The following is a 19,857-nucleotide window of genomic DNA, read 5'->3' as shown; positions in this document are numbered from 1 at the left end:
GAGCACCCGCACTTCAGAAAGCGATCGTCTCCTTTACCTTCCTTCTTTCTTCTTCTGTACCCTGCTGGCTTTTATGGTCATGCAGTTGTTCCGGAAAGAGAAATGGCGGATCATTGTGATGGCGTTGCTGCTGATTGTGCAGGTGGCGCTGGTTCAGGAGAACAATGCCAACTGGAAGCGGGCCTCCGACAGCGTGAAACGGCTGATGCAGGAAGTGAAGCAGTTTACAGGACCAGGACGATTGTATGTCATCAACCTGCCTTCCGAAACGGATGGCGCCTATATATTCAGGATGGGCTTTGCTGAAGCATTTCGGTTATACGGCTACGATAGATTGAAAGTGCGGGTGGTGAACAGGCTTATCAGGGATGAAGAGTTGTTGCTGCCTGCTGTGATCATTCCGGAGACGGAAGGAAGGAGCAGCCTGATCAGGCCCGGCAGTTTTGTGCAGCGGAACGCTGTCACAAGGGATACATCCGGCCTCACGGAAGTGGTCGGCGGCCGGCAGCTCAGGACCTGGATGGACTCCATGCTTTCAGCAGAGCAGGGCTGGAATTTTTCCGACGCCGCCACGGCCATGCAACTGCAGCAGTTCATCAGGCGGCAGCGTATGAAACTGGAGGAGGTGCAGGTAATATGGCCGCAGCCCGGCGACCGTGTACTGTACTGGAACCGCCGTCAATGGGTGCGTTATCCTTTCTAAGCCTGCTGCAGGCTCAGGTAGCGGGTGATATATTTTCCTACCATATCGAATTCGATATTCACTACAGAACCGGGAGCCACGTCCTTTATATTGGTGTGCTCCAGTGTGTAGGGGATGATGGCCACGGAGAACTCATCACGGGTTACATTGAAAATGGTGAGGCTGATGCCGTTGATGCTGGCCGATCCTTTCTCTATCACCAGGGAAGCGAAGGAAGCAGGGAAACGGAAACGGAATTCGCGGCTGCCTTCGAGGTCATTCACGCTTACGCAGGTGGCGGTAGCGTCAACATGTCCCTGAACAATATGCCCGTCAAGGCGGCCATTCATGGGCATGCATCTTTCCAGGTTCACCTGGTGGCCTTTGTTCCAGTGGGAGAGATTGCTTTTCTGCAGGGTTTCCTGGATGGCTGTGACCTTATGGCGCTGGCCATCGATGGCTTCCACGGTCAGGCAGACGCCGTCGTGCGAAACACTCTGGTCTATTTTCAGTTCATGCGAAATGGGGGAACTGATCCAGTAGCTCTGGTTGGTGCCGGTTGCCAGCACTTCGGCTACCTGTCCTGTTGATTCTATGATTCCGGTAAACATGCTGCAAAATTCGGGATTTCAGAACTAATTTGAATAAAGATGGATTATTTGGAAAATTCTATTATCTTTGCTGCCCTTAAAGCATTTAAAGGAGGTATCAAACTATGCTGATCATCGACTCAAAAGATTGCGAAAATATCGACAAGGCCCTCAAAAAGTACAAAAAGAAATTTGAGAAGGCGAAGACTCTGTTACAATTGAGAGAGCGTCAATCGTATACAAAGCCGTCAATTAAACATCGCACCAAAGTGTTGAAAGCAATCTACAAACAACAGATTGCGAGCGGTTCCATTGAAGGGAAATAGTTCATTCTGAACTTAATATATTAAGATAGCTGCAAAGTTTCCTAACTTTGTAGCTATCTTTTTTTGTTATACATGACCCAATCTCCGGAAAATACTGGCTCTCCGCTGCCGCATCCTGCGATCGGCGAGTTCATTACCTATATCAAAGGGGAGAAGCGCAGCTCTGCGCATACGGTGGATGCTTATCAGAATGATCTTACGGATTTCTTCCAGTTCCTGTTGCTGGAGCGTTACGAAAAGCGCGACAGGACCGGCAGGATGGTCACCCGTTCAGGTGGTTATGGCCTGGGGTCCGTGCAATTGCAGGAGATCCGGGCGGATTGGGTGAGAAGCTGGGTGGCTACGCTCAAAACGGATGAGCAATATTCGCCCAGGACCATCAACCGGAAGATCTCCAGCCTCAAATCCTTCTTCAAATATTTCCTGCGCATGGGCGCCATCAGCAAAATTCCCATGGAAAGGGTGGTGAGCCAGAAACTCCCTGGCAGGCTGCCTGTATACCTGGAGGAAAAGAACACGCAGGAACTGTTCAATAATATCCGCACTATCAGCGAGAACCTGCATTTCGGCGATATGGCGGAAAAAGACCCTGTGATGCTGAATGTGGAGGAGGGCAAGGCCATTACCTGGCGGGTGATGACGGAGCAATTGCTCCTGAGCATCCTCTACCAGACCGGGGTCCGCCGTGCCGAGCTCATTGACCTGAAGCGGTCGGCCATCGACGGCGCCAGGGGACAGCTGAAAGTACTGGGAAAAGGTAATAAGGAAAGGCTCATTCCGGTGAGCGCACAACTGCTGAAAGCCATGCAGAAATATGACGGCTACAAGAAGGAATATCTGGGGGAGGAAATAAGGGGGGAGAAGGGGTATGACGGCAACGAATTACTGCTGGTGAGAGAGAGCGGAAAAAAGCTCACGCCCTCCTTTGTGTACAGTACTGTAAAGAAGTACCTGGGCGAGGTCACCAGTCAGCAGAAAAAGAGCCCGCACGTGCTTCGTCACACCTTTGCCACACATCTTACTTATCATGGCGCGGACCTGGATGCAGTGAAAGAGCTGCTGGGTCATGCGAGCCTTGCTGCCACTCAGATCTACACGCACAACACTATCGAATCGTTGAAGGAAATCCACAAGCAGGCGCACCCAAAAGCGTAGCAAAATCCCCTGTTAAACATCAGATTTTTAGCCAACTAAAATTTGGAAAAATATTACTGATGTATTAACTTCATAGAGAACAAAAAGCCACGCGTATGTAACAGATTTTACCCCCAAAGTTCTTTATATATTGTTCACAGTTAAAATGCGATTGTTATGAACGTTAACATTCAGACCGTGCGGTTTAATGCAGATGAAAAACTCGTAGAGTTTGTCAACAAGAAACTGGAGAAAATAAACACATTTCACGACCGCATCATCAAAGTAGATGTTTTTTTAAAACTGGATAACGTAGTACATGCAATTAAAGACAAAATCGCAGAGATCCGGGTTCAGGTTCCGCGTCATCAGTTCTTCGTAAAGGCTACATCCAAGTCATTTGAAGAATCTTTCGACAGTGCGCTGGACTCTCTCGTAAATCAAATAAAAAGAAAAAAAGACAAGCAAGCCGCTTAACTACCACTGATCGACATCATCAAAAACATTTGAGCTGCTCCCGCCGGGAGCAGCTTTTTTTTTGCCCTATATTTGATGCTCATACGAAATTCTCACACCAATGCTCATCGCTGTCATCAGGAAAAAACTGGAACAATGGCCTGTTCATGTTTTACTGCTGATCCTGTTCTTCCTGGTTCATGGGTACCGCGACAGTGATGGTCTTGCTCCCGTTCCGGACCTGCTCCTGTATGGTTCAATAGTAACGGTGATTGCATGGATACTTTATCTGGCAGCCTTCCGGTTTTACCGAGACCGTTTGAGAGCGGGACTGCTGATCAGCCTGCTGTTGTTCTGCTATCTGTTTTACGGAGTGGTGCAGGATGCAATGCAGCAATCCGCATCATTGACGGGGATGGCGCGTGATCATGTGCTGATGCCGGAACTTGCATTACTGCTGCTGGCCGTGGCGTTGGGACTGAAAATGATATCAACACTGCCTGTGAAGCTGACGCTTTACCTGAACCTGCTGCTGCTGATCTATGTACTGGCGGATCTTGTACTGCTTGGAGTGAGGCCGTTCAAAAAAGAGCCTGCGGTGGTGTCAGATACGCATTTCGTAAAACCCGCCTGCGATACCTGTGCAAAACCGGATATCTACCTGTTGCTGCTGGATGAATATGCAGGTACGCGAACGCTGATGAAAGAATTCGGATACAGCAACCAGGATTTTGTAAATGGTTTGCGGGCGAGGGGTTTTTTTGTGGCCGATACGCCAAGCTCCAATTACGCGTATACTCCTTTCTCCATGGCCTGTATGTTCAATATGGATTATTCAGGGTGGAAGGGGATGGAGCAGGATATCAATGCAAAACATTATACCATGGCGGCCAACCAGATCGGAAGGAGTCCTGCACTGCAGGAATTGCAGCGGCAGGGATATGAGTTGCAGAACCTTTCCATATTCGATATACTGAACAGGCCTGCGGCATTCGACCAGGGCTTTATGGCTTTGAAGCTAAGGCTGGTAACGGACAAAACGATGTGGGAGCGATTCAGGAAATCGCTTTTCTGGCAGTTCGACCGGAAGGATGGATGGGGTAGGAAACTGGGTTGGGATGGAGCGGGAAGGATCGGGAAAGGAAATTCGGAAATGATCAGCCGGACCATGGAGCTGGCGAAAGATACGGCGAAGAGAGGGCCGCAGTTTGTATACACGCACCTGCTGATGCCGCATCCGCCATATCTGTTTGACAGTGTGGGCAGGCGGGGTGATGCGGGTTATTTATCTTATCTGAAATATGCGAGCCGTGAGGTTGGGAAGCTGGTTGATACGATCATGAAGGGGGAGAAGGGGCAGGCTGTGATCATTGTGATGAGTGATCATGGCATGCGGAAAGCCGGTGTGGACTGGGCTTCCAAAGAATTCAATAATAATTTCAATGCTGTGTATCTGCCCAGACGCAATTATGATTACTTTTACGCCTCGATCAGCAACGTGAACCAGTTCAGGATGTTGTTCAATAGTTTATTTGACAGTAAGTACGAGGTGTTGAAAGACTCGGTGGTTTTTTAAACGGGATGGCAGATGCAACACCTTGAAAACAAACAAAAAAAAACTCTCTCAAAATTTTGGGATATCACAAATTCCGTTACCTTTGCAATCCCGAAAAATGACGAACGAATTTGTGCGGTAGTAAAAAGTTCTTTAGGTGATTGAGTTTCAGAGTCAGCTGCCGCTTTGATTGCAGGTAAGTAGATTGGAAGTTCATCGAAAAATAAGGAAGTAAAAAAAGTTCATTTAAAGTTTAACAGGCCACTTTAGCTCAGCTGGTAGAGCAACTGATTTGTAATCAGTAGGTCGTTGGTTCGATTCCGACAAGTGGCTCCAGGGATGGTATAACATACTTATCCGGGCAGGTTCCAGAGCGGCCAAATGGGGCGGACTGTAAATCCGCTGTCTTTCGACTTCAGAGGTTCGAATCCTCTCCTGCCCACCAACCGGTTTCAGAAAGTGTTTTTGAAGTCGGTTTCAGTATTTGAGAGATCTTTGTTCAAAAGCGGGAGTAGCTCATTTGGTAGAGCGATAGCCTTCCAAGCTATAGGTGGCGAGTTCGAGCCTCGTCTCCCGCTCATTTTTTCAGTTTGCAGGTTGCAGCCCTGCGCTGGTTGATCCGATCACACCGGCCCTCTGCATGGAGATTGCCAACTGAGTCATCAGCCGTTGTAGCTCAGTGGTAGAGCACTTCCTTGGTAGGGAAGAGGTCGTGAGTTCGATTCTCACTAACGGCTCAACAATTTTTGGATCGGTTGAGATCAGGCGATTGTGAGATGACTGAAACAAAAGGTGTAGAAAGCCAATCGCTGGCTACATGATATGCCTCTGACTCCACAAGGCTGAACCGCCTGGCGGACAGCGGGAGACAAAGGAAAAAATTGTAATAAATATTTGTAAAAGCACAACTAAAAACAGATAACGATGTCAAAAGAGACTTTTAAGAGGGACAAACCTCACGTTAACGTTGGTACCATCGGTCACGTTGACCACGGTAAAACTACCTTGACTGCCGCCATCACTACCATTCTGGCGCAGAAAGGTCTGGCTCAGGCAAAAAAATATGATGAAATCGATGGCGCTCCTGAAGAAAAAGAGCGTGGTATCACCATCAATACTGCTCACGTGGAGTATCAGACTGACAACCGTCACTATGCTCACGTAGACTGTCCTGGTCACGCTGATTATGTTAAAAACATGATTACCGGTGCTGCTCAGATGGACGGCGCTATCCTGGTTGTGGCTTCTACAGACGGACCTATGCCTCAAACAAAAGAACACATTCTGCTGGCTCGCCAGGTAGGTGTTCCCCGTATTGTGGTATTTATGAATAAAGTTGACCTGGTTGATGATCCAGAGTTACTGGAGCTGGTTGAAATGGAAATCCGTGAGCTGCTCAGCTCTTATGGTTTCGATGGAGACAACACTCCAATCATCAAAGGTTCTGCAACAGGCGCCCTGGCTGGTGAAGCTAAATGGGTTGCTGCAGTTGAAGAACTGATGGCTGCGGTTGATGAGTACATTCCTCTTCCTCCCCGCCCTGTTGATATGCCATTCCTGATGTCTGTAGAGGACGTGTTCTCTATCACAGGTCGTGGTACTGTTGCCACTGGTCGTATCGAAAGAGGCCGTATCAAAGTTGGTGAGCCTATCGAGATCGTAGGTCTGATGGAAGCTCCCCTGTCTTCTACTGTAACAGGTGTGGAAATGTTCCGCAAACTCCTGGATAGCGGTGAAGCCGGAGACAACGCTGGTCTGCTCCTCCGTGGTATCGACAAAGCTCAGGTTCGTCGTGGTATGGTTCTGTGCAAACCAGGATCTATCACTCCTCACACTGAGTTCAAAGGTGAAGTTTATGTACTGAGCAAAGAAGAAGGTGGCCGTCACACTCCATTCTTCAACAAATACCGTCCTCAGTTCTATTTCCGTACAACTGACGTAACTGGTGAGTGCGAACTGCCAGCAGGTACTGAAATGGTTATGCCTGGTGACAACACCAACCTGCATGTGAAACTGATCCAACCCATCGCGATGGAGAAAGGTCTGAAATTCGCTATCCGTGAAGGTGGCCGTACCGTAGGTGCGGGTCAGGTTACAGAGATCATTAAATAAGTTGAATCTCAATAAAAAGCCATTAGCGTTTGCTGATTTGCTATTAGCTCGGATTTCTTATATTTGCTAAGCTGTCAGCCATCACTAATGGCTTTTATACGGGCATAGTTCAATGGTAGAATAGAGGTCTCCAAAACCTTTGATCTGGGTTCGAATCCTAGTGCCCGTGCAACACAATGTTCTTTTATGAATAAAGTAACCACCTATATCAGGGAGTCTTACAAAGAACTGCTTGAAAAAGTATCCTGGCCTACCTGGACGCAATTGCAGCAATCTACTGTGATCGTCCTCGTTGCTACTCTGGTGATCACAGCCATTGTGTGGCTGCTGGACATCGTGGCACAATCGGGTCTTAAATTCATCTATTCAGTTATCAACTAATGGAAAATCAAACTACTCAACAACAGGAAACCAAGTGGTACGTGCTGCGGGTTGTGAGCGGCAAGGAGAGGAAGGTAAAAGAGTACCTCGATAAGGAAATTTCCCGGGGTGGCTGGGGTGAGATAGTGAAACAGGTTTTTCTGCCAGTGGAGAAGGTGTATAAAGTGCAGAACGGTAAAAAAGTGATGCGCGAAAGGAACTATTATCCCGGCTACGTAATGATCGAAGTGCTCGATGGAAAACTGGGCGACGATCTGCGCGAAGTCATCAAGAATACTACCAACGTTATCCACTTCCTCGGAAAGGATAGCCCCATTGCCCTCAGAAAGGCGGAAGTGAACAAGATGCTCGGTAAGATGGATGAAATGGCTGAAGTTGGCGGCATGAGCATGGTAGAGCCTTTCATCGTTGGCGAAACCATCAAGATCATCGAAGGACCTTTCAACGATTTCAACGGTATCATCGAAGAGGTGAACGACGAAAAGAAAAAACTGAAAGTGACCGTAAAGATCTTCGGTCGTTCAACACCGGTAGAACTCAACTACATGCAGGTAGAGAAACTGGCTTAAACCATTCTCGCCTCCCAATAGAAAAAACCACAGCAAGTGCTGTGGTTTTTTTATGCCCTTATATTTCCGGTTTGCTTCAGGCAGGGAAATAAAAAAAGCCTTACCGTACTAACTTCACGGGAAGGCTTCACTATTAGTTGCCGGACAATAACGGTATTAGTTGTTATCGTCGTCGCCACCAGAAGTTTCTTCTGATGTGTTGCCGAAATCAAGCGTTGCCTGTTCGTCAACAGTTGGAAACACCATTGGTGCTGCTTCAGGAGCTGGAGCTGGTGCTGCTTTTGGTTTTCTTGGCGCTGCTTTCTTAGCTGCTTTTTTAGGAGCGGCGGCTTTTTTAGCAGGTGCTGCTTTTTTAGCGGCTTTCTTAGGAGCTGCTTTCTTTGCAGGCGCTGCTTTCTTAGCTGCTTTTTTAGGAGCGGCCTTCTTAGCGGCTTTCTTGGGTGCTGCTTTTTTAGCTGCTTTCTTTGGAGCTGCTTTTTTTGCTGCTTTTTTAGCGGCTTTCTTAGCTGCTTTTTTAGGAGCTGCTTTTTTTGCTGCTTTCTTAGGAGCGGCTTTCTTTGCTGCCTTCTTTGGAGCAGCCTTTTTTGCTGCTTTTTTAGGAGCAGCTTTTTTTGCTGACTTGTTCTTTGCTTTGGCCATAGTGTGATGTGTTTTTATAGTTGATGGTAAAGATACAATTGATCATTACTATTCTAATGCAAAAGCTACGCAGAAATATTCATATAATAAAAAACTCGTTGAAACTTTGTCAGTGTTGTGATAAAGCGCCCCCTGTTTTTTACCGCTGAGCATCACCGGTATGTGCATCGTTACTGTCAACTTGTTTGTTTCACCATGCAATCTTACTGCCGTCCGGTACTTCAAAAAGGGGGAGGAACTGTTACTCCGGACAGGCAGTTTCAACGTTGTTTTATTGCCGGAATTCCCTGATCCGGCTTAAATTTGCAGCCATCCGGGCGCTTCAATTTTTTTCCGGAAAAATTTCCCCCGACCAGGTTTTATCCCTACCTTTGCGTCCCCAATTGAAGTTCTTTACAAATCCCGTTCACCAGCGGAGAGGCAGGTGCTCAAGGCCAGAATGCCCGGTTGATCCGGCTTTCAGGCTGAAAGGAACCACTTCAGACCACAGTCCGGGTAATGAGAGGAATTTGGGAGTCCGTTCAATTGACGGACGTTTGAACCAATAAATCATCAAGTAATGGCAAAAGAAATTACCGGCTTCGTAAAGCTGCAGGTAAAAGGTGGCCAGGCCAATCCTGCCCCTCCTGTAGGTCCTGCATTAGGTTCCAAGGGTATCAATATCATGGAATTCTGCAAGCAGTTCAATGCTCGCACACAGGAAAAAATGGGAAAAGTTCTCCCCGTTCTCATCACTGTTTATTCCGACAAATCTTTCGAGTTCGTTATCAAAACTCCGCCCGCAGCCGTACAGTTGCTGGAAGCAGCTAAACTGCAGAGTGGTTCTAAAGAGCCTAACCGTAATAAGGTTGGTAAAGTGAACTGGAGCCAGGTAGAGGCAATTGCAAAAGACAAGATGCCTGACCTGAATTGCTTCACCCTGGAAAGCGCCATGAAGATGGTGGCCGGTACAGCCCGCAGCATGGGACTTACTGTTGATGGTAATGCCCCCTGGGAAAACTAAATAGTTCACATCCCTGCTGATAGCGGGGGTATTAAAACCGAATTACAATGGCAATCGCTAAAAAAAGAAAAGTAGCTGACACCAAGCTCGATAAAAATAAAATTTACTCTCTGAAGGAAGCTTCTGCACTGGTGAAAGAAGTTAACACCACCAAGTTCGACGCTTCTGTTGACCTGCACGTTCGTCTGGGCGTTGACCCCAAGAAAGCAGACCAGGCTATACGCGGAACAGTAACCCTGCCCCACGGTACCGGTAAAACAAAGCGTGTACTGGTTCTTTGCACTCCTGACAAAGAAGCTGATGCAAAAGCAGCAGGCGCTGATTATGTAGGTCTCGACGAATTTGTTACCAAGATCGAAGGCGGATGGGTTGATATCGATGTGATCGTTGCAACTCCTGCCGTAATGCCCAAGATCGGTAAACTGGGTAAGATCCTCGGTCCCCGTAACCTGATGCCCAACCCTAAAACAGGCACTGTTACCAATGATGTGGCTGCAGCCGTAAACGAAGTAAAAGGCGGTAAGATCGCGTTCAAGGTAGACAAGGCTGGTATCATCCACGCTTCTATCGGCCGCGTGAGCTTCACTCCCGAAAAGATCGCTGAGAACGGTACTGAACTGATCAACGCGCTTCTGAAGGCAAAACCCTCTTCCGCTAAAGGTACTTACCTGAAGAGCGTTTTCATGGCCAGCTCTATGAGCCCCGGCATTGCTGTAGACACAAAATCATTGATCAACTAAAATGGATAACGCATAGGCAGTTCTCCTGTCTGCGAAATCAATAAAAAATTTGCGTTATGAACAAGCAAGAAAAAAATGAAGTGATTGAAGTACTGAAGGGAAAATTCTCCCAGTATAACAATTTCTATATCACCAATACAGAGAGCCTTTCTGTAGAGCAGGTTGGTAAACTCCGCCGCATTTGCTTCGACAAGAATGTTGAAATGAAAGTTGCGAAGAACACCCTGATCCGCAAAGCCCTCGAAAGCCTGGATTCTACCCGTTTCTCCGGTGTGTTTGACTCCCTCAACGGTGTTACCGCCATCATGTTCTCCGAGAACGCAAAGGAACCAGCCCTGATCATCTCTGACTTCCGTTCCAAAGGACCTAAAGATTTCAACAAGCCCGTTCTGAAGGCTGCCTTCATCGATGGTGATGTATTCACCGGAGACGATCAGCTGAAGACACTGACTGCCCTGAAGAGCAGGAACGAGCTCATCGGCGAAATCATCGGTCTCCTCCAGTCTCCTGCCAAGAATGTTATCAGCGGCCTGAACGCTGGCAACAAACTCGCCAGCCTGGTGAAAGCACTGGAAGACAGAGCTCAGTAATCATTAAGCGTTATTTCAACTCATTAACTCTAGCCTGGAGTTATATTCTACAAATTTTTTTAATCATCCCCGCCGGAGCAAGGCAATGAAGGCGGGAAAAATTTGACTATTATGGCAGATTTAAAAGCATTCGCTGAGCAGTTGGTTAGCCTGACTGTTAAAGAAGTAAACGAACTCGCAAAGATCCTGAAAGATGAGTACGGCATCGAGCCTGCAGCTGCTGCTGTAGTTGCTGGTCCAGCTGCTGCTGCTGCACCTGCTGCTGAAGAAAAAACTGCTTTCGACGTTATCCTGAAAAACGGTGGCGCTAACAAACTGAACGTAGTTAAGATCGTTAAAGATCTGACTGGTCTCGGTCTGAAAGAAGCAAAAGACCTCGTTGACGGCGCACCTAAGCCCGTTAAAGAAGGTATCAGCAAAGCTGACGCTGAGGCGCTGCTCGCTAAGCTGAAAGAAGCTGGCGCTGACGCTGAAATCAAGTAATCTTTGCATAGCATATTACTTTAGGCCCCGGTATCCCCGGGGCTTTTTTATGCATATCCCCGCCAGCCCCTGTCACCCGCCCACGATTTTTTGAAATGTCAACTCACCCGGTGACCGATTTCAGCACGGTTTATTGTATATTGGCCCCCTACAACAATTATGAAAAAAGTCTCGCTCAAGGATATCGCCGAAATGACGGGGGTGTCAACCTCCACCGTCAGCTTCATCCTCAATGGTAAAGCCAGTGAGATGCGTATCAGCGAGGCCCTCAAAAAGAAAGTGCTCGCCACCGCCAACCGGCTCGGCTATCAGCCCAACCAGGTGGCAGTAAGCCTCCGAACCGGCCAGACCAAGATACTCGGCCTCCTGGTGGAAGATATCTCCAATAACTTCTTCTCCCTCCTGGCCAAAACCATCGAAGACGAAGCCGAAAAATTCGGATACCGCGTAGTATACTGCTCCACCGAAAACGATGATAAAAAAGGACAGGCCCTCCTCCGCATGCTGGCCCAACGCCAGGTGGATGGCTTTCTCATTACACCCACTTCAGGAATGGAGACCGATATCAAAAGACTGCAGACACAGAACAAGCCTGTAGTGCTGATGGACCGTTTCTTTCCCGGTACGGATGTGCCCCATGTGCTCGTCAATAATTATGGAGGCGTAACCACTGCCATGGAGCACCTGCACCGCCAGGGTTATGAAAGGATCGGTTTCATCACCGTTGACCTTGCCCTCAACCAGATGCGCGAACGCGAGAACGCCTACTCCGATGCCATCAGTAAAGTCACCGGAAAAACAAAGCCGAAAAAGATGGTGCTCTCCATCGAAACAAATGCCTCCCGGGAAGACAAGAAAAAACTCATCGCCCGCTTCATCAAAACCAATAAGCCCGATGCCGTTTTCTTCGCCACCAACTACCTCGGCATCCTGGGCCTTGAATGCCTCCGCGAACAAAGAGTGCGGATCCCCGAAGAACTGGCCGTGGTCTGCTTCGATGACCACGATATCTTCCGGCTCTATATCCCCGATATTTCAGTAGTACAACAACCCGTTGAAGAAATGGGAAGAAAGGCTGTGCACCTGCTGATGGACCAGCTGGGCAAGAACCGTGGTACTGCAACCAATGAACAACTGCGGCTGGAAGCCATCTTCATTGCGCGGGAATCCACAGCGAAATTGTAATGAGCTCATTAATTATGGTGTGCCCGGTCGCTCGCGTCCCCGCGGGTGACGTCTATTCCGTTGCCTCCGGCGGCACGGCGTTCGCCAGAGGCGTACAAATATTTGTCACTCGCGGAAACGCGAGCGACTGCTCCCCGCTGTTTCAACAGCCATCTCATTCCGCTGCAACCAGCGCTTTTCTTTTTGCCATCACCAAATTCCTCCGTAATATTGGAACGTGTTGCTAAAACGATTTAGCATTCATGTCCGAAGAAAGGAGAGGCGAGCATTGAACAGTGCCTGTAAATACCCGGCCAACTGAGCTCAATATTCTAATGCGCAGAACTTACGGCATGCGCTGAAATAATAGTATTATTGTAGTTCCGTGACGAAGCGCAGCTCCTTTCTACTTTAATTATACTTTCAATACCGTCTTGTTTTTTGAAGTATGCCGGACCAGGGTGTGAAACAGAACCGATCCGGCTTTTCGTAATCATAAATCATCCGTGCGTTAAACGTCCGATAATGAAAAAAATCGCTCTGTTAGCCTCTCTGCTTGTCACAGCTGCAACCCAGGCCCAGTCTCCGGCCTCCGCCAATTCCAATCCGGTAGAATGGGTAAACCCGTTGATGGGCACCGATTCAAAACCCAGCCTCTCTAACGGAAATACCTACCCGAGCATTGTACTCCCCTGGGGTATGAACGCCTGGATGCCGCAGACCGGCAGAATGGGAGATGGATGGGCATATACCTATGCCTCCGACAAGATCCGTGGTTTCAAACAAACCCACCAGCCCTCCCCCTGGATGAACGATTACGGCCAGTTTGCCATCATGCCTGTCACCGGCTCTCTTAAATTCAACCAGGATAACCGAGCAAGCTGGTTCTCCCATAAAACAGAGATCGCCAAACCTTATTATTACTCCGTTTACCTGGCCGATGCCGACGTAACCGCTGAGCTCACACCCACAGAACGCGCAGCACAGTTCCGTTTCACCTTCCCGGAAAACGACAGCTCCTTCATTGTGGTGGATGCTTTTGATAAAGGCTCTTCTGTACGCATCATCCCCGCGGAAAAGAAGATCGTTGGGTATACTACCCGCAATAGCGGCGGCGTACCTGCCAATTTCAAGAACTACTTCGTCATTTATCTCGATAAACCTTTCACTACAGCCTTCACCACCAATGGCACCAACCTGGTGAAAGATTCACTGGAAGTGACCAACGCACATGCCGGCGCCGTGATCGGTTTCAAAACCAAAAGAGGAGAAAAGGTGAACCTCCGCGTGGCCAGCAGCTTCATCAGCCTGGAACAGGCCGAGCTGAACCTGCAACGTGAGATCGGTAACACCTCCTTTGACGCTACTGCACAAAAAGGAAAACAGGCCTGGAACAAAGTGCTGGGCCGTATCAAAGTGGAAGGTGGAAGCGAAGAGCAGACACGCACTTTTTATTCCTGTCTCTACCGCGCCGTACAATTCCCCCAAAAGCATTATGAATTCGATGCTTCCAACAAAATGGTGCATTACAGTCCATATAACGGAGAAGTCCTGCCAGGCTATATGTTTGCCGGCACCGGTTTCTGGGACACCTTCCGTGCCCTCTATCCTTTACTCAACCTGCTCTATCCTGAGATCAACAAGGAAATGCAGCAGGGACTGGTGAACGATTATAAAGAAGGCGGCTGGCTGCCTGAATGGAGCAGCCCCGGGCTCCGCAACGTAATGGTGGGCAACAACTCCGCCTCCGTTGTGGCCGATGCCTATATCAAAGGCCTCCGAGGTTATGATATTGAAACTCTCTATGAAGCATTGTTGCATGGCGCCAATAACGAAGGGCCACTCACTGCAGTTGGCAGGGCAGGTGTGAAGTATTATAATGAACTGGGATATGTTCCCTACGATGTAAAGATCAATGAGAATGCGGCCCGCACCCTGGAATATGCTTACGATGATTTTACCATCTACCAGTTGGCCAAAATGCTGAAACGGCCGCAGGCAGAGATCGATCTATATGCAAAACGTTCCCAAAACTACCGCAATCTCTTTGATACGGAAACAAAACTGATGCGCGGTAAGAATAAGGACGGCAGCTTCCAGAAACCATTCAACCCTTTCAAATGGGGGGATGCTTTCACGGAAGGCAATAGCTGGCACTACTCCTGGAGCGTATTTCATGATGTGAACGGCCTGAAGAAACTGATGGGGGGCGATGAGATGTTTGTGAAGATGCTGGACTCCGTATTCAACTTACCTCCTGTATTCGACGAAAGTTACTACGGCTCCGTGATCCACGAGATCCGCGAAATGCAGATCATGAACATGGGACAATATGCACATGGCAACCAGCCCATCCAGCATATGATCTATCTCTACAACTACGCAGGCCAGCCCTGGAAAACACAGCAGCATGTGCGCAATGTAATGGCACAGCTCTATAAACCAACACCGGATGGATACTGTGGTGATGAGGACAATGGCCAGACCTCTGCCTGGTATATCTTCTCCGCTATGGGCTTCTATCCTGTTTGTCCGGGTACCACCGAGTATGTGCTCGGTACCCCGCTCTTCAAAAAAATGACCATTACCCTGGAGAACGGCAAAACCCTGCAATTGAACGCACCCAATAACAGCGCTGCCAACAAATATGTGCAACAGCTGACTTTTAACGGTAAGCTGCACACGAAGAACTATGTGGATCATTTTGAACTCATGAAAGGAGGTGTACTGGATTTCAACATGAGCCCGGTTCCCAACAAACAGCGTGGTACAAACAAGAACGATTTCCCTTATTCTTATTCCAAATAGCAAATCGTACGTATGAAAAAAGTATTGCCTGCTCTGTTACTGATCATTCCGGGACTGCGGGCTGCTGCGCAGTCCAACCCTGAAAACCTTTCCCAATATGTAAAACCCATCATCGGCACCCAGCGCATGGGACATACCTATCCCGGCGCCACCGTGCCCTTCGGGATGGTGCAACTGAGTCCGGATACCGATACCCTGCCTTATGAAATGAACGGCAAGTATAACAAAGACGTATACAAATACTGTGCAGGTTACCAGTATGATGATAAGACCATCGTGGGTTTCAGCCACACGCATTTCAGCGGTACCGGTCACTCTGACCTGGGCGATTTCCTGGTGATGCCTACTGTGGGCGAGCTGAAACTCAATCCCGGTCAGGCCCATCAACCGCGCAGCGGTTTCCGCTCTGCTTTCTCCCATGCCAGTGAAACGGCAGCCGCCGGTTACTACAAAGTGAAACTGGATGATTATAATATCACGGCCGAACTAACGGCAACCAACAGGGTAGGATTCCATCAGTATACTTTCCCGAAGTCTGACCAGAGCCATATTGTGCTGGACCTGATGTATGGCATTTACAATTATGAGGATAAGAACACCTGGACCTTCGTCCGCATCGAGAACGATACCCTGGTGACCGGTTATCGCCAGACCAACGGATGGGGCAGGACACGCACCGTGTATTTTGCCATGGCATTCAGCAAACCCTTCTACCAGTACGGCAATAAGAAGTTCGATAAGAACCAGGTATACCGCGGCTTCTGGGGCAAGTTCGATCAGACGAGGAATTTCCCTGAGTTTGCCGGCAAACAGATCCGCGCTTTCTTCGATTTCAAAACAGAGGAAGGGGAGAAGATCAGGCTCAAGTTCGCCCTTTCATCCGTGAGCACGGAAGGAGCACTGCTCAACCTGCGCACGGAAGCACCGGGCTGGGATTTTGACGAAATAAAAGGCAAGGCGCAGCAACTCTGGAACCAGGAGCTCAGCAGGGCTACGATCCAGTCTGGCAGCCGCGACGAAAAAGAGAATTTCTACACTTCCATGTACCATGCCTTCCTCAGCCCCATCACTTACACGGATGTGGATGGCCGGTACCGCGGTCTTGACCAGAACATTCACCGCGCCGAAGGCTTCAACAACTACACAATTTTCAGTCTCTGGGATACCTACCGCGCCCTTCACCCGCTCTTCAACGTGTTGCAGCCGAAGCGCAATTCGGATATGGTGCAGAGCATGCTGGCCCATTACAACCAGAGCGTTCACAAGATGCTGCCGGTATGGAGCCACTATGCCAATGAGAACTGGTGCATGATCGGGTACCATAGTGTGAGCGTGATTGCCGATGCCGTGATCAAGGGCAATGCCGGTTTTGATGCCAACAAGGCGCTGGACGCCTGCGTAACCACTGCCCGCAATGGCTGGTTTGAAGGGCTGGAGCATTATATGAAACTGGGTTATGTGCCTGAAGACAAGAGCGGCTCTTCTGTTTCCAAGACCCTGGAGTATGCGTATGACGACTGGGCCATTGCCCGGATGGCGAAGAAGCTCGGCCGTCAGGATCTTTATGAGGAGTTCATCCATCGTTCCGGCAACTGGAAGAATGTGTACGATGCCAGCATCGGGTACATGCGTCCCAGGATGAGCGATGGCAGCTTCCGCAAGGAGTTTGACGTGCTCAGCACCCATAATCAGGGTTTCATTGAAGGCAATGCCTGGAATTACAGTTTGTATGTTCCGCATGAGCCAGCTGAGCTGATCAATGCAATGCATGGAAAGAAGGCCTTCACGGCACACCTGGATTCGCTGTTCACCATGCACCTGCCTGATAAATACTTTGCCGAAACCGAGGACATCACCCGGGATGGCATCATCGGCAATTACGTGCATGGGAATGAGCCCAGCCACCATGTGCCTTATCTCTACAACTGGACTGACCAACCCTGGAAGACGCAGGAGCGTGTGCGCATGATCCTGAAGAAGCAGTTCAGACCTACGCCAGACGGGCTGGGCGGGAATGACGATTGCGGCCAGATGAGCGCCTGGTATATATTCACGGCCCTGGGCTTCTATCCGGTGGCGCCGGGTTCTGATGAATATGCCATTGGTAGTCCATCTGTGGATGGGGCGGTCATCAGGCTGGAGAATGGCAATACCTTTACGATAGAGGTGAAGAACAACAGTGATAAGAATGTATATGTGCAGCAGCTGACTTTGAACGGCAAGCCGCTGAACAGGCTGTTCCTGAAGCATGAGGAGATCCTGCAAGGGGGCACGCTGGGATTTGTGATGGGACCGAAGCCTGCGAAGAAGCTGGTGAAATAAAAGAAATTCTATATGTTTACATGGTGCCGGAGCGAGAGTTCCGGCATTGTTTTTACAGAAGTGAACATCCGGCAGTTGACACGTGTTATTAAAGGCGGCATTTCAGACAGAAATTATCCACATTTTCCCTTAAATTCGGTCTGATTTTTGGTAAAACAATTTTCTTGTTATTTGAACGCATTTTGCTTACCTTTGCCGTCCATTTTCATAAACTAATTAGTAGAGGTACGTTGAATTACATGGCCATAATTGCATAACTGCCTCATTTTCAGTGCACTGAGAACCTGTAAGTTCTCCTGTATTTTTTTTGTCTATAGACGATTTTTGACGTTCGAACAACTAAAAACCGGTTTTAATCAATATGTCTTCAACAAAATTGCAAAGCAGGATCAACTTCGGTAAGATCAAAAACTTAGCTGAAGCTCCTGACCTACTCGAAGTACAGATTCAATCTTTCAAAGAATTTTTCCAGTTAGAGACCACTCCGGACAAGCGTAACATTGAAGGTCTGTTCAAGGTGTTCAAGGAAAACTTTCCTATCACTGACACCCGTAACATCTTCGTGCTGGAGTTCCTGGATTATTTCATTGATCCGCCCCGTTACACCATCGAAGAGTGTATGGAGCGTGGATTGACCTACGCCGTTCCCCTCAAGGCGAAGCTGCGTTTGAGCTGTAATGATGAAGAGCACGTGGACTTCCAGACCATCGTGCAAGACGTATTCCTTGGCAACATCCCTTACATGACGCCCCGCGGTACCTTCGTGATCAACGGAGCTGAGCGTGTGGTGGTTTCCCAGCTTCACCGTTCACCTGGTGTATTCTTCGGGCAATCCATCCACCCCAACGGCACCAAGATCTACTCTGCCCGCGTGATCCCCTTCAAGGGAGCATGGATGGAGTTCGCCACGGACATCAACAACGTGATGTATGCGTACATCGACCGTAAAAAGAAATTCCCTGTAACCACCCTGTTGCGTTCCATCGGTTATGAAACCGATAAGGACATCCTGGAGCTCTTCGGCATGGCTGATGAGGTGAAGGGCGACAGAAAGTCTCTGGGCAAATACGTAGGAAGGCGCCTGGCTGCCCGCGTACTCAGAACATGGGTGGAGGATTTCGTGGATGAGGATACCGGTGAGGTTGTGTCCATCGAGCGTAATGAAGTGGTTCTCGAGCGTGATACCGTTCTGGACGACGAGGCCATTGAAAACATTGCCGATATGGACGTGAAATCCGTATTCATCCAGAAAGAGGATGTAGGCGGTGATTACGCGATCATCTACAATACCCTGAACAAAGACACTTCCAACTCCGAGCTGGAAGCCGTTCAACATATCTACCGCCAGCTGCGCGGCGCTGATGCACCGGACGACGAAACCGCCCGTGGTATCATCGACAAACTCTTCTTCTCCGATAAGCGTTATGACCTGGGTGAAGTAGGCCGTTACAAGATCAACCGTAAGTTGAACCTGACACAGCCGCTCGACCAGAAGACGCTGACCAAGGAAGATATCATCGAGATCATCAAATACCTGGTTCGTTTAACCAACGCCAAAGCGGAAATTGATGATATCGATCACCTCTCCAACCGTCGTGTGCGTACTGTAGGGGAGCAACTCTACGCTCAGTTCGGGGTTGGTCTGGCCCGTATGGCCCGTACCATCCGCGAACGTATGAACGTGCGTGACAATGAGGTGTTCACACCGGTTGACCTGATCAATGCAAGGACCCTGAGCTCCGTGATCAACTCCTTCTTCGGAACATCACAGCTCTCCCAGTTCCTGGATCAGACCAACCCGCTTTCCGAGATCACTCACAAACGTCGTATCTCCGCACTCGGACCAGGTGGTCTGAGCCGCGAGCGCGCCGGCTTTGAGGTTCGTGACGTACACTACAGCCACTACGGCCGTCTCTGTACCATCGAAACTCCGGAAGGACCGAACATCGGTCTGATCTCCACCCTTTGCGTACACGCAAAGATCAATGAGATGGGCTTCATCGAAACACCATACCACAAAGTGGACAATGGCAAAGTAGACCTGAAAAAACTGACCTTCCTTTCTGCTGAAGAAGAGGATATCGCCAAGATCGCCCAGGCCTCAGCGCCACTGGATGAGAAAGGCATCTTTGCTGAAGACAAGGTAGCTTCCCGTCAGACCGGTGACTTCCCGATCCTCGACAGGCAGGAAGTGGAGTACATGGACGTAGCCCCCAACCAGATTGTGGGTCTCTCCGCTTCACTGATCCCGTTCCTCGAGCATGATGATGCCAACCGTGCCCTGATGGGATCGAACATGCAAC

The 19,857-nt window shown here is 49.0% G+C and carries 18 protein-coding genes and 5 tRNA genes; 21 read left to right on the top strand and 2 right to left on the bottom strand.

All coding sequences use genetic code 11. The features are described 5' to 3' along the window. Positions 1-703, top strand: a 703-nt coding sequence (locus ACTHMC_RS03985; RefSeq protein WP_440411006.1) for a hypothetical protein, incomplete at its 5' end; no start/stop codon positions are given. On the opposite strand, the gene ACTHMC_RS03980 is transcribed toward ACTHMC_RS03985, so the two are convergent. Continuing rightward, positions 700-1,293, bottom strand: coding sequence for a riboflavin synthase (locus ACTHMC_RS03980; protein WP_440411004.1), 594 nt, complete (start codon positions 1,291-1,293; stop codon positions 700-702). The two genes, ACTHMC_RS03985 and ACTHMC_RS03980, sit on opposite strands and share 4 nt — an antisense overlap. A gap of 104 nt (positions 1,294-1,397) precedes the next feature. On the opposite strand from ACTHMC_RS03980, the gene rpsU reads away from it, so the two are divergent. The 12 genes from rpsU to nusG all read left to right on the top strand — a co-directional run bounded on the left by rpsU (position 1,398) and on the right by nusG (position 7,805). Further along, positions 1,398-1,598, top strand: a complete 201-nt coding sequence (rpsU, locus tag ACTHMC_RS03975) for a 30S ribosomal protein S21 (protein WP_440411002.1) — start codon at positions 1,398-1,400, stop codon at positions 1,596-1,598. Positions 1,599-1,670: 72 nt separating this feature from the next. Beyond that, positions 1,671-2,753 carry a tyrosine-type recombinase/integrase gene (locus ACTHMC_RS03970; RefSeq protein WP_440411000.1) on the top strand — a complete coding sequence of 361 codons (1,083 nt, stop codon included), beginning with the start codon at positions 1,671-1,673 and terminating at the stop codon, positions 2,751-2,753. A 156-nt stretch (positions 2,754-2,909) separates the two neighbouring features. Continuing rightward, the gene (locus ACTHMC_RS03965; RefSeq protein ID WP_440410998.1) at positions 2,910-3,209 is read left to right on the top strand and encodes an HPF/RaiA family ribosome-associated protein; all 300 of its coding nucleotides are present in this window, start codon (positions 2,910-2,912) and stop codon (positions 3,207-3,209) included. 100 nt (positions 3,210-3,309) lie between these two features. Further along, a complete protein-coding gene (locus ACTHMC_RS03960; protein WP_440410997.1) occupies positions 3,310-4,764 on the top strand; it encodes a hypothetical protein in 1,455 nt (484 codons plus the stop codon). A 239-nt stretch (positions 4,765-5,003) separates the two neighbouring features. After that, positions 5,004-5,079 (top strand) — tRNA-Thr (locus ACTHMC_RS03955). 23 nt (positions 5,080-5,102) lie between these two features. Further along, a tRNA-Tyr gene (locus tag ACTHMC_RS03950) sits at positions 5,103-5,188 on the top strand. A gap of 60 nt (positions 5,189-5,248) precedes the next feature. Beyond that, positions 5,249-5,321 (top strand) — tRNA-Gly (locus ACTHMC_RS03945). A gap of 87 nt (positions 5,322-5,408) precedes the next feature. Then, positions 5,409-5,480: transfer RNA gene (locus ACTHMC_RS03940), tRNA-Thr, on the top strand. A gap of 187 nt (positions 5,481-5,667) precedes the next feature. Further along, positions 5,668-6,855, top strand: coding sequence for an elongation factor Tu (tuf, locus tag ACTHMC_RS03935; RefSeq protein ID WP_169426823.1), 1,188 nt, complete (start codon positions 5,668-5,670; stop codon positions 6,853-6,855). Positions 6,856-6,953: 98 nt separating this feature from the next. Next, positions 6,954-7,024: transfer RNA gene (locus ACTHMC_RS03930), tRNA-Trp, on the top strand. Between the two features lie 17 nt (positions 7,025-7,041). After that, positions 7,042-7,236, top strand: a complete 195-nt coding sequence (gene secE, locus ACTHMC_RS03925; RefSeq protein ID WP_440410994.1) for a preprotein translocase subunit SecE — start codon at positions 7,042-7,044, stop codon at positions 7,234-7,236. Beyond that, on the top strand, positions 7,236-7,805 hold the full coding sequence (gene nusG / locus ACTHMC_RS03920; protein WP_440410992.1) for a transcription termination/antitermination protein NusG: 570 nt from the start codon (positions 7,236-7,238) through the stop codon (positions 7,803-7,805). The genes secE and nusG overlap by 1 nt, the downstream gene beginning before the upstream one ends. Before the next feature lie 156 nt (positions 7,806-7,961). Here nusG and ACTHMC_RS03915 read toward each other — a convergent pair whose 3' ends face one another. After that, positions 7,962-8,444, bottom strand: coding sequence for a hypothetical protein (locus tag ACTHMC_RS03915; protein ID WP_440410990.1), 483 nt, complete (start codon positions 8,442-8,444; stop codon positions 7,962-7,964). Positions 8,445-9,003: 559 nt separating this feature from the next. Here ACTHMC_RS03915 and rplK point away from each other — a divergent pair. From rplK to rpoB, 8 genes are all read left to right on the top strand, one after another. After that, complete coding sequence (gene rplK / locus ACTHMC_RS03910; RefSeq protein ID WP_440410989.1) at positions 9,004-9,447, top strand: 50S ribosomal protein L11; 444 nt, start codon at positions 9,004-9,006, stop codon at positions 9,445-9,447. 47 nt (positions 9,448-9,494) lie between these two features. Then, a complete protein-coding gene (gene rplA / locus ACTHMC_RS03905) occupies positions 9,495-10,187 on the top strand; it encodes a 50S ribosomal protein L1 (protein ID WP_440410987.1) in 693 nt (230 codons plus the stop codon). Positions 10,188-10,243: 56 nt separating this feature from the next. Next, positions 10,244-10,777, top strand: a complete 534-nt coding sequence (rplJ, locus tag ACTHMC_RS03900; protein WP_440410985.1) for a 50S ribosomal protein L10 — start codon at positions 10,244-10,246, stop codon at positions 10,775-10,777. 111 nt (positions 10,778-10,888) lie between these two features. Then, positions 10,889-11,260: a 50S ribosomal protein L7/L12 gene (rplL, locus tag ACTHMC_RS03895; RefSeq protein ID WP_440410984.1), complete on the top strand. Its 372-nt coding sequence runs from the start codon at positions 10,889-10,891 to the stop codon at positions 11,258-11,260. Between the two features lie 159 nt (positions 11,261-11,419). Beyond that, complete coding sequence (locus tag ACTHMC_RS03890) at positions 11,420-12,445, top strand: LacI family DNA-binding transcriptional regulator (protein WP_440410982.1); 1,026 nt, start codon at positions 11,420-11,422, stop codon at positions 12,443-12,445. Between the two features lie 504 nt (positions 12,446-12,949). Beyond that, on the top strand, positions 12,950-15,232 hold the full coding sequence (locus tag ACTHMC_RS03885; RefSeq protein ID WP_440410980.1) for a GH92 family glycosyl hydrolase: 2,283 nt from the start codon (positions 12,950-12,952) through the stop codon (positions 15,230-15,232). Positions 15,233-15,244: 12 nt separating this feature from the next. After that, the gene (locus ACTHMC_RS03880) at positions 15,245-17,554 is read left to right on the top strand and encodes a GH92 family glycosyl hydrolase (RefSeq protein WP_440410978.1); all 2,310 of its coding nucleotides are present in this window, start codon (positions 15,245-15,247) and stop codon (positions 17,552-17,554) included. Positions 17,555-17,915: 361 nt separating this feature from the next. Beyond that, positions 17,916-19,857 (top strand): DNA-directed RNA polymerase subunit beta (gene rpoB, locus ACTHMC_RS03875; protein WP_440410976.1); only part of this gene is annotated, 1,942 nt, incomplete at its 3' end.

It is taken from the genome of Pseudobacter sp. (assembly GCF_051955275.1).
Taxonomy (GTDB): domain Bacteria; phylum Bacteroidota; class Bacteroidia; order Chitinophagales; family Chitinophagaceae; genus Pseudobacter.
This window is presented reverse-complemented; position numbering and strand designations above follow the sequence as displayed.